Source organism: Mesorhizobium sp. U510, assembly GCF_059180695.1.
Genome location: NZ_CP180532.1, coordinates 5,344,965 through 5,358,886, shown reverse-complemented (window position 1 = coordinate 5,358,886; position 13,922 = coordinate 5,344,965). Strand labels below are relative to the sequence as shown.

The 13,922-nt window shown below is 64.5% G+C and carries 11 protein-coding genes; all 11 read left to right on the top strand.

What is annotated here, in order from left to right; genetic code table 11:
- Positions 1-14: 14 nt before the first annotated feature.
- The 11 genes from mraY (at position 15) to lpxC (ending at position 13,728) form a co-directional block, all read left to right on the top strand.
- Positions 15-1,097 carry a phospho-N-acetylmuramoyl-pentapeptide-transferase gene (mraY, locus tag ACLGL5_RS27760; protein WP_010910257.1) on the top strand — a complete coding sequence of 361 codons (1,083 nt, stop codon included), beginning with the start codon at positions 15-17 and terminating at the stop codon, positions 1,095-1,097.
- A gap of 10 nt (positions 1,098-1,107) precedes the next feature.
- Positions 1,108-2,508 carry a UDP-N-acetylmuramoyl-L-alanine--D-glutamate ligase gene (gene murD, locus ACLGL5_RS27755; RefSeq protein ID WP_069092482.1) on the top strand — a complete coding sequence of 467 codons (1,401 nt, stop codon included), beginning with the start codon at positions 1,108-1,110 and terminating at the stop codon, positions 2,506-2,508.
- On the top strand, positions 2,508-3,659 hold the full coding sequence (ftsW, locus tag ACLGL5_RS27750) for a putative lipid II flippase FtsW (RefSeq protein WP_038647725.1): 1,152 nt from the start codon (positions 2,508-2,510) through the stop codon (positions 3,657-3,659). Before murD ends, ftsW begins: the two co-directional genes overlap by 1 nt.
- A gap of 1 nt (position 3,660) precedes the next feature.
- Positions 3,661-4,788 carry an undecaprenyldiphospho-muramoylpentapeptide beta-N-acetylglucosaminyltransferase gene (gene murG / locus ACLGL5_RS27745; protein WP_019859092.1) on the top strand — a complete coding sequence of 376 codons (1,128 nt, stop codon included), beginning with the start codon at positions 3,661-3,663 and terminating at the stop codon, positions 4,786-4,788.
- Positions 4,785-6,185, top strand: a complete 1,401-nt coding sequence (gene murC, locus ACLGL5_RS27740) for a UDP-N-acetylmuramate--L-alanine ligase (protein WP_019859090.1) — start codon at positions 4,785-4,787, stop codon at positions 6,183-6,185. Before murG ends, murC begins: the two co-directional genes overlap by 4 nt.
- Positions 6,182-7,147: a UDP-N-acetylmuramate dehydrogenase gene (gene murB / locus ACLGL5_RS27735; RefSeq protein WP_069092481.1), complete on the top strand. Its 966-nt coding sequence runs from the start codon at positions 6,182-6,184 to the stop codon at positions 7,145-7,147. Before murC ends, murB begins: the two co-directional genes overlap by 4 nt.
- A 445-nt stretch (positions 7,148-7,592) precedes the next feature.
- On the top strand, positions 7,593-8,519 hold the full coding sequence (locus ACLGL5_RS27730; RefSeq protein WP_019859086.1) for a D-alanine--D-alanine ligase: 927 nt from the start codon (positions 7,593-7,595) through the stop codon (positions 8,517-8,519).
- Positions 8,507-9,448, top strand: coding sequence for a cell division protein FtsQ/DivIB (locus ACLGL5_RS27725; protein ID WP_069092480.1), 942 nt, complete (start codon positions 8,507-8,509; stop codon positions 9,446-9,448). Before ACLGL5_RS27730 ends, ACLGL5_RS27725 begins: the two co-directional genes overlap by 13 nt.
- On the top strand, positions 9,445-10,752 hold the full coding sequence (gene ftsA, locus ACLGL5_RS27720; protein WP_010910249.1) for a cell division protein FtsA: 1,308 nt from the start codon (positions 9,445-9,447) through the stop codon (positions 10,750-10,752). Before ACLGL5_RS27725 ends, ftsA begins: the two co-directional genes overlap by 4 nt.
- Before the next feature lie 66 nt (positions 10,753-10,818).
- Positions 10,819-12,498, top strand: coding sequence for a cell division protein FtsZ (gene ftsZ / locus ACLGL5_RS27715; RefSeq protein ID WP_038647720.1), 1,680 nt, complete (start codon positions 10,819-10,821; stop codon positions 12,496-12,498).
- Between the two features lie 279 nt (positions 12,499-12,777).
- The gene (gene lpxC, locus ACLGL5_RS27710; protein WP_019859083.1) at positions 12,778-13,728 is read left to right on the top strand and encodes a UDP-3-O-acyl-N-acetylglucosamine deacetylase; all 951 of its coding nucleotides are present in this window, start codon (positions 12,778-12,780) and stop codon (positions 13,726-13,728) included.
- Positions 13,729-13,922 lie beyond the last annotated feature (194 nt).

The following is a 13,922-nucleotide window of genomic DNA, read 5'->3' as shown; positions in this document are numbered from 1 at the left end:
GGGGACGAAAGCGCATGTTTACACTGCTGGTCGATTTCGCGGACAAGATCTCGGTCTTCAATGTCTTCCGTTACATCACGTTCCGCACGGGCGGGGCGCTGATCACCTCGGCGCTGATCGTCTTCATCTTCGGACCGACCATCATCAATTCGCTGCGGCTGCGCCAGGGCAAGGGCCAGCCGATCCGTGCCGACGGCCCGCAGACGCATTTCAAGAAGGCGGGCACGCCGACCATGGGCGGGCTGATGATCCTGTCCGGCATCATCGGCTCGTCGCTTCTGTGGGCGAACCTGTCGAGCATCTATGTCTGGGTCGTGCTGCTGGTGACGCTGGGCTTCGGCTCGATCGGTTTTTATGACGACTATCTGAAGGTGACCAAGCAGTCGCATCTCGGCTTCTCCGGCAAGGCACGGCTGGGGCTCGAATTCATCATCGCCGGCATCGCCGCCTGGGTGATCATGCACAACGGCCAGGCGCCGTTCTCCTCGTCGCTGACATTTCCCTTCGCCAAGGAATTCATCATCAACCTCGGCTGGTTCTTCATCCCGTTCTCCTGCTTCGTCATTGTCGGTGCCGGCAATGCGGTCAATTTGACAGACGGCCTCGACGGACTGGCGATCGTGCCGATCATGATCGCGGCGGCATCCTTCGGCGTCATCGCCTATCTCTCGGGCAATGCGGTGTTCGCCGAATATCTGCAGATCCACTTTGTGCCCGGCACCGGTGAACTCGCGGTCGTGCTGGGCGCCGTCATCGGCGCCGGCCTCGGCTTCCTCTGGTTCAACGCGCCGCCGGCGGCGATCTTCATGGGCGACACCGGTTCGCTGGCCATGGGCGGCCTGATCGGCACGGTGGCGGTGGCCACCAAGCATGAGATCGTGCTCGTCATCGTCGGCGGATTGTTTGTCGTGGAAATCCTGTCGGTCATCATCCAGGTCGGCTACTTCAAGATGACCGGCAAGCGCGTGTTCCTGATGGCGCCGATCCACCATCATTTCGAAAAGCTCGGCTGGACCGAGAGCCAGGTGGTGATCCGCTTCTGGATCATCGCCGTCATCCTGGCGCTGGTCGGCCTCTCCACCCTGAAGCTCAGATAGGAAGCCTCCCTTGATCCCCGCTGCATCCTTCGCAGGCAAACAGGTTTCGCTCTTCGGCCTCGGCGGCTCGGGGATCGCGACCGCGCGGGCATTGATCGAGGGTGGGGCGCAGGTGCTTGCCTGGGACGACAATCCCGACAGCGTGGCCAAGGCAGCCGCCACCGGCATCGCGACCGCCGATCTGCGCGGCGCCGACTGGGCAAAATTCTCGGCTTTCGTGCTGTCGCCGGGCGTGCCGCTGACGCATCCCAAGCCGCATTGGACGGTGGAATTGGCGAAGGGCGCCGGCGTCGAGATCATCGGCGACATCGAGCTTTTCTGCCGCGAGCGGACGCTCAGCGTGCCAACGGCGCCTTTCATCGCCATCACCGGCACCAACGGCAAGTCGACCACCACCGCGCTGACGGCGCACATCCTCAAATCGGCGGGCCGCGATACCCAGATGGGCGGCAATATCGGCCGCGCGGTGATGACGCTCGACCCGCCGAAGCCCGACCGCCACTATGTCGTCGAGTGCTCGTCCTACCAGATCGACCTCGCGCCCTCGATCAATCCGACCGCCGGCATCCTGCTCAACCTGACGCCGGACCATCTCGACCGCCACGGCACCATGCAGCACTACGCCTCGATCAAGGAGCGGCTGGTGGCGGGCAGCGAGACGGCGATCATCGGCATCGACGATTCCTGGTGCGCGCAGATCGCCGAGCGGCTGGAGCGGGCCGGGCGGCAGGTCATCCGCATTTCCAAGCGGCTGCCGCTGACCGACGGCTATTTCGCCGACGGCACCAATCTGATGGAGGCCGTGCACGGCCGCTACAGCAAGGTCGCCTTCCTCGAAGGCATCGGTTCGTTGCGCGGCCAGCACAATGCGCAGAACGCGCTTGCCGCGGTCGCCGCTTGCCTGAAGGTCGGGCTCGACCTTGGCGAAATCCAGTCGGGGCTCGAAAGTTTTCCGGGTCTCGCGCACCGCATGGAGCAGGTCGGCCGCAAGGGCCATGTCCTGTTCGTCAACGATTCCAAGGCGACCAACGCCGATGCGGCCGCCCCCGCGCTGTCGAGCTTTCCGCGCATCTACTGGATCGCCGGCGGCCTGCCCAAGGAGGGCGGCATCGAGCCGCTGCGCGGCTTCTTCCCGCGCATCGCCAAGGCCTATCTGATCGGCGAGGCCGCACCTGCCTTTTCGGCGACGCTGGGCGAGGCGGTGCCCTACGAGATCTCGGGCACGCTGGCCAAGGCGGTCGAACACGCCGCGCATGATGCGGCCAAGGACGACAGCGGCGAGGTGGTGGTGCTGTTGTCACCGGCCTGCGCCAGTTTCGACCAGTTCAAGAATTTCGAAGTTCGCGGCGAAGCCTTCAGGCAAGCTGCGAGCGCTATAGATGGCGTCAAACCCATCGGAGGGGCACGATAATGCAGAGCCGTCTCGATAAAAGTCCTGTCGCAACCTGGTGGTGGACGATCGATCGCTGGTTCCTGGCGGCGTTCCTGTCGCTGATGGGGCTGGGCATCGTCTTGTCCTTCGCCGCCAGCCCAGCGGTGGCCGAGCGCATCGGCCTCGACAGTTTCCACTTCGCCACCAGGCAGATCATCTTCACCGTGCCGGCCCTCGGCGTGATGCTGGCGGTCTCCTTCCTCGATTCCCGGCAGATCCGGCGCATGTCGCTGATCATGCTGTGCCTGATGCTGGTGCTGATGGTGGCGGTGCTCTATATCGGCGTCGAGGTGAAGGGCGCACGGCGCTGGGTGTCGCTTGCCGGCCTGTCGATCCAGCCGTCCGAGTTCCTCAAGCCGGCCTTCGTCATCATGTGCGCCTGGCTGTTCGCCGAGCACAAGCGCCAGCCCGACATTCCCGGCAATTTGTTCGCCATGCTGCTCCTGGTGCTGGTCGTGTCGCTGCTGGTGGCGCAGCCGGACCTCGGCCAGACCATGCTGACGACCGGCACCTGGGGTATCATGTTCTTCATGGCCGGGCTGCCCTGGCTGTGGATCATCGTGCTGGGTGCTGCCGGCGTCGGCGGCGTCTTCGCCGCCTATACGGTGTTTCCGCACGTTGCCTTGCGTATCGACAAGTTCCTCACCGGCGAGGGCGATACGTTCCAGGTCGACATGGGACGCGACGCGCTGATCAATGGCGGCTGGTTCGGCGTCGGCCCAGGCGAGGGCACGGTCAAGCGGGTCATCCCCGACAGCCACGCCGACTTCGTCTTCTCGGTCGCTGGCGAGGAATTCGGGCTGATCATGTGCTTCTTCATCATGTCGATCTTCGCCTTCATCGTGCTGCGCGGCCTCAACACGGCGCTCAAGGAACATGACGATTTCACTCGCTATGCGGTCGGCGGTCTCGTCACCGTGTTCGGCCTGCAGGCCGTCATCAACATGTGCGTCAACCTGCAGCTGGTGCCGGCCAAGGGCATGACGCTGCCCTTCATCTCCTATGGTGGCTCCTCGCAGATCGCCATCGCCATTTCGATGGGCATGGTGCTGGCGCTGACCCGCAAGCGGCCGGAGAAGCGCAAGCAAATGGGTTTTGCGCTGCCGCCGCGCGCTTTACCGGCGGAGTGACATGGCGAGGGGTGTCATCCTTCTGGCGGCGGGCGGAACCGGCGGACATCTGTTCCCGGCCGAGGCGCTGGCGCATGAGCTGAAGGAGCGCGGCTGGACGGTGCATCTGGCGACCGACGACCGCGCCGAGCGGTTTGCCGGCCACTTCCCGGCCGCTGCCGTCCATCCGATCCAGTCGGCGACGATGGGCTCGAAAAATCCCATCGCCGTGCTTGGCGCGTTCTGGAAAATCTGGCGCGGCGTGCGCCAGGCCTCCGCCATTATCGGCCGGATCAAGCCGGATGCGGTGGTCGGCTTTGGTGGCTATCCGACCCTGCCGCCGCTCTACGCGGCGACGCGGCGCAAGGTGCCGACGCTGATCCATGAGCAGAACGCGGTGATGGGGCGCGCCAACCGGGCGCTGGCCGGCCGTGTCGATGCCATCGCCGGCGGCTTCCTGCCGCAGGATACGAGTGCCACCGGCGAAAAGACGGTGACGACGGGCAATCCCGTCCGGCCGGCGGTGTTGGAGGCGGCCAAGACGCCTTATGCGGCATCGACGGGGGAAGAGCCTTTCCGCCTGCTGGTGTTCGGCGGCAGCCAGGGCGCGCAGTTCTTTTCCGATGCCATGCCGGGAGCCATCGCGCTGCTTTCGGATGCACAGCGCAAACGTCTGGTGATCACGCAGCAGGCCCGCGCGGATGACGTAGCGCGGGTGAAGACGGCCTATGCCGCGCTTGGCGTCACCGTCGAGGTCTCGCCCTTCTTCACCGACATGGCGGCGCGCATGGCCGCTGCCCATCTGGTGATTTCGCGCTCCGGCGCCTCGACCGTCTCGGAGATCGCCGTCATCGGCCGGCCGGCGCTGCTGGTGCCCTATCCCTATGCGCTCGACCACGATCAGGCGGCGAACGCGGCAGCCCTTGCCGCTGCCGGCGGCGGCGAGGTGCACCCGCAATCGACGCTGTCGCCCGAGCGCATCGCGGCCCTTGTTGGCGGGCTGATGGACAATCCCGAGCAGCTGGCGGCGATGGCCGCGGGCGCGAAATCGGCCGGCAGGCCGGACGCGGCACGGTTGCTCGCCGATCTCACAGAGGCTATTGCGTCCCAAAAAACCGTTTCGGATTTCAGGAAAGGGACGCAAGCATGAAGATGCCGCAGACCATCGGCCTTGTGCATTTCATCGGCATTGGCGGCATCGGCATGAGCGGCATCGCCGAGGTGCTTCACAATCTCGGCTACAAGGTGCAAGGGTCCGACCAGGCCGACAGCGCCAATGTGCAGCGGCTGCGCGACAAGGGCATCGAATGCTTCGTCGGCCACAAGGCCGAGAATCTTGGCGATGCCGAGGTGGTGGTCGTCTCGACGGCGATCAAGAAGACCAATCCGGAGCTGAAGGCCGCGCGCGAAAAGCTGCTGCCGATCGTGCGCCGCGCCGAGATGCTGGCCGAACTGATGCGCTTCCGTCAGGCGGTGGCGATCGGCGGCACGCATGGCAAGACGACGACGACCTCGATGGTGGCGACCTTGCTCGAAGCCGGCGGGCTCGATCCGACCGTCATCAATGGCGGTATCATCAATGCCTATGGCACCAATGCCCGCATGGGCGACGGCGAGTGGATGGTGGTCGAGGCCGACGAGAGCGACGGCACCTTCCTCAAGCTGCCGGCCGACATTGCCGTCGTCACCAACATCGATCCCGAGCATCTCGACCACTACGGCAGCTTCGACAAGGTGCGCGAGGCGTTCCGCCAGTTCGTCGAGAATGTGCCGTTCTACGGCTTCGGCGTGATGTGCACCGACCATCCGGAAGTGCAGGCGCTGGTCGGCCGCATCGAGGACCGCCGGGTCATCACCTATGGCGAGAACGCGCAAGCCGATGTGCGCTTCACCAACCACCGCATGGCGGGGGCCACCTCCGAGTTCGACGTGGTGATCCGCGACCGCAAGACCGGCAGCCAGAGCACGATTTCAGGCCTGCGCCTGCCGATGCCCGGCCGCCACAATGTCTCTAACGCCACCGCGGCCATCGCCGTCGCGCATGAGCTCGGCCTGTCCGGCGAGGCGATCAAGAAGGGCCTGTCGTCCTTCGCCGGCGTCAAGCGCCGCTTCACCCATACCGGGTCCTGGAACGGCGTCGATGTCTTCGACGATTACGGTCACCATCCGGTCGAGATATCGGCGGTGCTGAAGGCGGCGCGCAGCGCCACCAACGGCCGCGTCATCGCCATTGCTCAGCCGCACCGCTTCACCCGGCTGCACGATCTGTTCAACGAGTTCTCCGCCTGCTTCAACGACGCCGACACGGTGATGGTGGCGCCGGTCTATGCTGCCGGCGAAGACCCGATCGACGGCGTCAGCTCGGACGAGCTGGTGTCGCGCATCCGCGCCGGCGGTCATCGCGATGCGCGCTACATAGAGGGTCCGGCAGCGATCGCGCCCATCATTCGCGACCTGGCCAAGCCCGGCGACTTCGTCGTCTTCCTCGGCGCCGGCAACATCACCCAATGGGCCTATGCTCTGCCAAAGGAGCTTGCCGCCTCATGATGCACGGCCAGGCCCTGATCGACAGACTTGGCGACCGGCTTGCCGGCCTGCGCGGCCGTCTCACGCCGAATGCCGAAATGGACAAGATCACCTGGTTCCGCGCCGGTGGCCTGGCCGAGGTGCTGTTCCAGCCGGCCGACGAAGAAGACCTTGCCGCGTTCCTGCGTGCGGTTCCCGAAGAAATACCTCTTACCGTCGTTGGTGTCGGCTCGAACCTTCTGGTCAGGGACGGCGGCATTCCGGGTTTTGTCATCCGGCTCTCGGCCAAGGGCTTTGGCGAGGCCGAGATCGTTTCGCCGATCAGGATTAAGGCGGGTGCCGCCACGCCCGACAAGCGTGTCGCGGCCCTGGCGCTGGAAGCCGGCATTGGCGGCTTCCATTTCTATCACGGCATTCCAGGCGCCATCGGTGGGGCGCTGAGGATGAATGCCGGCGCCAACGGCGTCGAGACGCGCGAGCGCGTGGTCGAGGTGCGCGCGCTCGACCGTAAGGGCAATGTCCAGACACTGAGCAATGCCGAGATGGGCTATGCCTATCGCCATTCGGCGGCTCCTTCCGGGCTGATCTTCACCTCGGCCGTGTTCGAAGGCTTTGCAGAGGACAAGGCCACGATCAAGGCGGCGATGGACGCGGTGCAGAACCACCGCGAGACGGTGCAGCCGATCCGCGAGAAGACCGGCGGCTCGACCTTCAAGAATCCTGAAGGAACGTCGGCCTGGAAGGAGATCGACAAGGCGGGCTGCCGTGGCCTGATGATCGGCGGCGCGCAGATGTCGCCGATGCACTGCAATTTCATGATCAACACCGGCACCGCGACCGGCTACGACCTCGAATATCTCGGTGAGACGGTGCGCGCCCGCGTGCTCGAACATTCGGGCATCCGGCTGCAGTGGGAGATCAAGCGCATCGGCAATTTCCGGCCCGGACATGCCGTCCAGGAGTTTCTGGGTCAGCTTCTCTAGGTACGCTGATATTCAGATGATGCCGGCCTGCAAACGACGGCCTTCTACGCTTCCGGTGCTCACGGACCCGAATGTCCGCTCCGCTCCGGTTCTCGAAGGCCATCGTTTTCGACTCGGCCTGACCTGCACCTCAACGTACCTTCGCTGTTCATGAAGTTCATGTGATGCATGAACTTCAATGCGCTCGCAAAACGCTTAAAACCGTTGCTCCAGGGACTCACCGGCACGGTTTTCGCAGCCATTTTCTCAGAAAGTGAATCTCTCGGATTCATAAGCACTTGCCAGTGAATCAACTCTCTGATTCTCTGCTGGAAAGCGTTTCCTGATTTGAGTCGTTCGACGCGTTACCCGCGTTTTCCGTCTGGGGGGCAACCTGCCGGGAGACTCGGACTCAATGTTGCGGAAATCTTGGTTTTTGGTCCGCCGTGAGAGGGGATGACGGGGAATGAAAAGCAAGCATGTGGCCGTCCTGCTGGGAGGTTTTTCGTCCGAGCGGCCCGTGTCCCTGTCCTCCGGAAAGGCCTGTGCCGATGCGCTGGAGAATGAGGGTTATCAAATCACCCGCGTCGATGTCGGACGCGATGTCGGCTCGGTGCTTGCCGATCTCAAACCTGACGTCGCCTTCAATGCGCTGCACGGTCCGTTCGGCGAGGACGGCACCATCCAGGGCATCCTCGAATATCTCGGCATTCCCTACACGCATTCCGGCGTGCTCGCCTCGGCGCTCGCCATGAACAAGGAGCAAGCGAAGAAGATCGTCAAATCGGTCGGCGTTCCCGTCGCCGAATCGAAGGTCGCCAATCGCTTCGCCATCCAGAACAAGCATCCGATGAAGCCGCCCTATGTGATCAAGCCGGTCAATGAAGGGTCGAGCTTTGGCGTCGTCATCGTGTCGGAGGGGCAGTCGCATCCGCCGCAGGTCGTCGGCTCGTCCGAGTGGAAATATGGCGATACCGTCATGGTCGAGCGCTACATCCACGGGCGCGAGCTGACCTGCGCCGTCATGGGTGATGTGGCGCTTGGCGTCTGCGAGATCATCCCGACCGGCCATTCCTTCTATGATTACGATTCAAAATATGTCGCGGGCGGATCAAAACACGAATGCCCCGCAAAAGTTTCACCGAATATTTACCAAAAAATACAGACACTGGCGCTCAAGGCTCACCAAGCTGTCGGCTGTCGGGGCGTTTCCCGGTCGGACTTCCGTTATGACGATCGTCACTCCGAAAATGGCGAAGTTGTATGGCTCGAGGTCAACACTCAGCCGGGCATGACGCCGACGTCTCTGGTGCCTGAAATCGCGGCCCATGCCGGGCATTCGTTTGGTGAGTTGTTGAGTTGGATGGTGGAGGACGCTTCGTGTCTGCGTTGAAATGGGGACAAGGCAAGGGGAAGGGCGCGGCCGGGCCGTCGCTGTTCGGCTTGTCGTTGTCATCGGGCCATTTCGTCCTGCCGCGCGTGCTTCGCCGCCCGGTGCGCATCCTGGCGCGCCTGGGCGATGGCGAATTCGAGGTGCCGCGCTTCTCCGCGGCGATGATGTCGGCGGTGCTGCTCGCTTCGAGCGGCGCCTATGGCGCCTATCTCGGCGGCCATGCCGATGGCATCATCCAGAGCATCACCGCCCGCACGGGCTTTGCCGTCGATCAGGTCAAGGTGGTCGGCAACCGCCAGACCTCCGAGATCGACATTCTCGACAGGCTCGAGCTCGACGGCTGGACCTCGCTGATCGGCTTCGACGCCGAGGCCGCGCGCGAGCGCATCTCCGGCCTGCCGTGGATCGAGGTGGCGGCGGTGCGCAAGGTCTATCCGCATACGCTGGAAGTGCGCGTCGAGGAGCGTGAGGCTTTCGCGCTCTGGCAGCAGGGCAATGATCTCTCGGTCATCGAGAGGGATGGCGCGGTCATTGCGCCGTTCTCCGGCGGCAAGCAGGTGCTGCTGCCGTTGCTGATCGGCGAGGGCGCGCCGGCCAAGGCGCCCGACTTCCTGGCCAAGGTCGAAAAGTACCCCGACCTCGCGAGCCGCGTAAAAGGCTATATCCGCGTTGGCGATCGCCGCTGGGACCTGAAGCTCGACAACGGCATCACCGTCAAGCTGCCCGAGGACGGGGAAAACCAGGCGCTCGCCGAACTGGTCAAGATGGATAAGGACAAGGGGCTCTTGTCGCGCGACATCGCTGCGGTCGACATGCGCCTGACAGACCGGCTGGTCGTGGAGCTGACGCCCGAAGCGGCGACGCAGCGCGAGGCCGCGCTCAACGAGAAGCCGAAGACCCTCAAGCGCAAGTCGGAGACGAAGATATGAGCTGGCTTGGCGGTTCAGGCGATGCCTCGTCGCGCCGATCCGGCACTCTGACAGTGCTGGATGTCGGCTCGAACAAGGTCTGCTGCATGGTGGCCAAGCTCAAGCCGAACGATGACGGCAAGCTGTTGCGCGGCCGCTCGCACCGGATCCAGGTGATCGGCATCGGTCATCAGAAGTCGCAAGGCGTGAAGTCGGGCGTGGTCGTTGATCTCGACCGGGCCGAGCATGCCATCCGCCTGTCCGTCGACGCCGCCGAGCGCATGGCGGGGCTGACGGTCGATTCGCTCATCGTCAACATGACCGCCGGCCGGCTGAAGAGCGAAGCCTTCTCGGCGACCATCAACCTTGGCGGCCACGAGGCCGACGAGGCCGACATCAAGCGCGTGCTCGGCGCCGGCGCCAAGCAGGCGCTCAAGGCCGAGCGCGAGGTGATCCATTCGCTGCCCGTCGGCTTCTCGCTCGATGCCGAGCGCGGCGTGCGCGATCCGCGCGGCATGGTCGGCGACGCGCTTGGCGTCGACATGCATGTGCTGACGGGTGACGCGGCGCCGATGCGCAACCTCGAACTCTCCATCAACCGCTCGCATCTGTCGGTCGAGCGCATGGTGGCGACGCCCTATGCAAGCGGGCTGGCGGCTCTGGTCGACGACGAGCTGGAACTGGGTGCGGCCTGCATCGACATGGGCGGCGGCACGACGACGATCTCGGTGTTTTCGGAAGGCAAGTTCGTCCATGGCGACGCCATCGCCATCGGCGGCAATCACGTCACGCTCGACATGGCCAAGGGGCTTTCGACCTCGCTCGATGCCGCCGAAAGGCTGAAGGTCATGCATGGTTCGGCGCTGCCGGGCAGTGCGGATGACCGCGACCTGGTCTCGATCCAGCCGATCGGCGACGATGGCGACGTGCCGCTGCAGATTCCGCGTTCGGTGATGACGCGCATCGTGCGCGCCCGCATCGACGAGACACTCGAACTGCTGCGCGACCGGCTGAACAAGTCCGGCTACGGCAACGCCGTCGGCAAGCGCGTCGTGCTCACCGGCGGCGCCAGCCAGCTGGCCGGCCTGCCGGAAGCGGCGCGCCGCATCCTGGGGCGCAATGTGCGCATCGGCCGCCCGCTCGGCGTGGCGGGCCTGCCCGAAGCAGCGAAGGGACCGGCCTTCTCGGCCGCCGTCGGGCTTCTGATCTATCCGCAGATGGCGAGTTTCGAGAGCCATCCTGCAAAAGGCATTTCCGGTCTCAGGATGACCGGAACGGGTGGAAAACTGCATCGCATGAGTCAGTGGTTGAGAGACAGTTTCTAATTGACGGGGACAGCCCCATAGGCGGCCGCGGCGGCGAAGCGGCGTGAAAGGCAAAGGACGGAGACAATGACCATCAATCTGCAGAAGCCGGACATCACCGAGCTTAAGCCGCGCATCACCGTGTTCGGTGTCGGCGGCGGCGGCGGCAATGCCGTGAACAACATGATCACCGCGGGCTTGCGCGGTGTCGAGTTCGTCGTGGCCAACACCGACGCGCAGGCGCTGACCATGTCGAAGGCCGACCGGCTGATCCAGCTCGGCGCGCATGTCACCGAAGGCCTCGGCGCCGGCTCGCAGCCGGAAGTCGGCCGCGCGGCGGCGGAAGAGTGCATCGACGAGATCATCGACCACCTATCCAACACCCATATGTGCTTCGTCACCGCCGGCATGGGCGGCGGCACCGGCACCGGTGCTGCTCCGGTCGTTGCCCGCGCCGCGCGCGAGAAGGGCATCCTCACCGTCGGCGTCGTCACCAAGCCGTTCCACTTCGAAGGCCAGCGCCGCATGAAGACGGCCGATTTGGGCATCGAGGAACTGCAGAAATGCGTCGACACCCTCATCGTCATCCCCAACCAGAACCTGTTCCGGCTGGCCAATGACAAGACCACCTTCGCCGACGCCTTCGCCATGGCCGACCAGGTGCTCTATTCCGGTGTCGCCTGCATCACCGACCTGATGGTCAAGGAAGGCCTGATCAACCTCGACTTCGCCGACGTGCGTTCGGTGATGCGCGAGATGGGCAAGGCGATGATGGGCACCGGCGAAGCTTCGGGCGAGGGCCGCGCGATGGCCGCCGCCGAGGCTGCGATCGCCAACCCGCTGCTTGACGAGACCTCTATGAAGGGCGCCAAGGGCCTGCTGATCTCGATCACCGGCGGCCGCGACCTGACGCTGTTCGAAGTCGACGAAGCTGCGACCCGTATACGCGAGGAAGTCGACCAGGACGCCAACATCATCCTCGGCGCTACTTTCGACGAGGAACTCGAAGGCGTCATCCGCGTCTCGGTGGTCGCCACCGGCATCGACAAGTCGGCGGCTGAAATCGCCGCGGCGCCGATCTCGATCCGTACGGCACCGCAGAAGCCGGCCGCCCGTCCGGCCGTTGCCGCCGTGGAGAGCCGCCCGGCGCCGGTCCAGCAGCCTGTCTATGAGCCGCGCGCCGCGGACCCGGTCGCCGAGGCCATCCAGCTCGCCGAGTCGAACGCTGCCGCCATGGCGCAGGCCCGCCCGGCTCCTGTCGCCCATGCGGACGATTTCCGCCCGCAGAGCAAGATCTTCCAGGCGCCGCCGCAGCAGCCAATGCCGCAGCCGGTTGTCCAGCAGATGCAGCCGGCCCCGCAGCCGCGCGAAATGCTGCGCGAGGTCCAGCAGCCGGTGGCGATGGCACCTCAGCGCATGCCGCGCGTCGAGGACTTTCCGCCGGTGGTGAAGGCCGAGGTCGACGCCAAGAGCCGCCCGGTGGACCACGAGAACAACAGCGGCCCGATGGGTCTGTTGAAGCGCCTGACCAACGGCCTGACCCGCCGCGAGGAGGAACCCGCAAGGCTGCAGCCGGCGCAACCGCGCGAGCCGAAGCTGCGCCAGGCAGCGCCTGAAGTGCGCCGTCTCGCCAGCCAGGACGCCCAGCTCTATGCGCCGCGCCGCGGCCAGCTGGACGACCAGGGCCGCCTGACGCCGCAGACCAGGGCGACTCAGGACGACGATCAGCTGGAGATTCCGGCGTTCCTGCGCCGCCAGGCCAACTGAGCGGTTAACGGACCGTAACAATTGTTAACAGGCAAGCAAGGAATTGCTTGCCTGTTAACGTTTTAAGTGCTGTAGAATCAAATAGTTACGATGTGGAGCTGACTCTGGTTCGCGGTTACAGAGGGTAAGAAACCGTGATTTGGAGTCTCCTTGGCGGGACATTATCTTCGCTGCCTACCATAGTCGGTCTGCCGGGATTTCGGGGAAGTGGCCCTGCCTGCCGATTTAACAAGAGCCGCGCCCTCGGGCTGGAGAAGCGGACTTAGGCATATCGGGCTTATGGGGATTGTCTTGCACGACTACCAGACGACAGTGAAAACGCGCGCGTCGCTTACGGGCACCGGCGTTCACAGTGGCAAAGAAGTTTCCATCAGTTTCCTGCCGGCGGATGCCGACACCGGCATCGTGTTCCAGCTCATCAATAGCGACGGGCTGGGCCGCGAGTTCCGCGCCCTGTTTTCCGAGATCGGCGCCACCGATCTGTGCACCATGCTTGGCGATCCCTCGGGCGAGCATATCGCCACGGTCGAGCACATCATGGCCGCGCTGTTCGGGCTCGGCATCGACAATGTTCTCATCGAGATCGACGGCCACGAGGTTCCCATCCTCGACGGCAGCGCCATGGCCTTCGTGGAAGCCATCGACCAGGCGGGCATCGAGACGCTGCCGGTCAAGCGGCGCTATATCAGGGTCGTCAAGCCGGTTCGCATCGAAAACGGTGCTTCCTGGGCGGAGTTCAGGCCCTATGACGGCACCCGCTTCGAGGTCGAGATCGATTTCGAAAGCCCGGCCATCGGCCGTCAGCTCTTTGCGTCGGACATCAATGCCGACATTTTCCGCCGCGACGTTGCGCGCGCCCGAACCTTCGGCTTCATGAAGGATGTCGAGCGGTTGTGGGCGGCCGGCTATGCGCTGGGATCTTCGCTCGAGAACTCGCTCGTGATCGGTGACGACAACCGCGTCATCAATATGGGCGGCCTGCGTTATCCCAACGAATTCGTGCGCCACAAGACGCTCGACGCCATGGGCGACCTGGCTCTGGCCGGCGCCCGCTTCATCGGCTGTTTCCGCTCCTATCGCGGCGGTCACAGGCTGAACGCTGCGGCGCTGCGGCGCCTGCTGTCGGACCGCACGGCCTTCGAGATCGTCGAGACGACACGCCGCGAGCGGGGCCGCGCGGCGGAGATGAGCGCCGTCAATGCGCCGCTCTACGCGCCCTGGATGATCTAAGCTCCGCACCGTTTTCGCACCCTGTGGCGGAATGCCGGGTGTTGCAGGAATGCATCATCGGTCGGCGAAAATATAGGGATGCGTCGGCGCCGTCGCGCCGCCACAAAAATGCGCCATTGCCCGGAGATAGCGTTGCCGGGCAAGGCGGTTATGGGTTATGGCTGCTGCCGTCGATTAGTGCATGTCGCTCAAAA

Bases quoted from the DNA above. Each gene is read 5' to 3' on its own strand.
- mraY (WP_010910257.1), top strand. From the start codon at position 15: ATGTTTACACTGCTGGTCGATTTCGCGGACAAGATCTCGGTCTTCAAT.
- ftsW (WP_038647725.1), top strand. From the start codon at position 2,508: ATGCAGAGCCGTCTCGATAAAAGTCCTGTCGCAACCTGGTGGTGGACG.
- murG (WP_019859092.1), top strand. From the start codon at position 3,661: ATGGCGAGGGGTGTCATCCTTCTGGCGGCGGGCGGAACCGGCGGACAT.
- murC (WP_019859090.1), top strand. From the start codon at position 4,785: ATGAAGATGCCGCAGACCATCGGCCTTGTGCATTTCATCGGCATTGGC.
- murB (WP_069092481.1), top strand. From the start codon at position 6,182: ATGATGCACGGCCAGGCCCTGATCGACAGACTTGGCGACCGGCTTGCC.
- ACLGL5_RS27730 (WP_019859086.1), top strand. From the start codon at position 7,593: ATGAAAAGCAAGCATGTGGCCGTCCTGCTGGGAGGTTTTTCGTCCGAG.
- ftsA (WP_010910249.1), top strand. From the start codon at position 9,445: ATGAGCTGGCTTGGCGGTTCAGGCGATGCCTCGTCGCGCCGATCCGGC.
- ftsZ (WP_038647720.1), top strand. From the start codon at position 10,819: ATGACCATCAATCTGCAGAAGCCGGACATCACCGAGCTTAAGCCGCGC.
- lpxC (WP_019859083.1), top strand. From the start codon at position 12,778: ATGGGGATTGTCTTGCACGACTACCAGACGACAGTGAAAACGCGCGCG.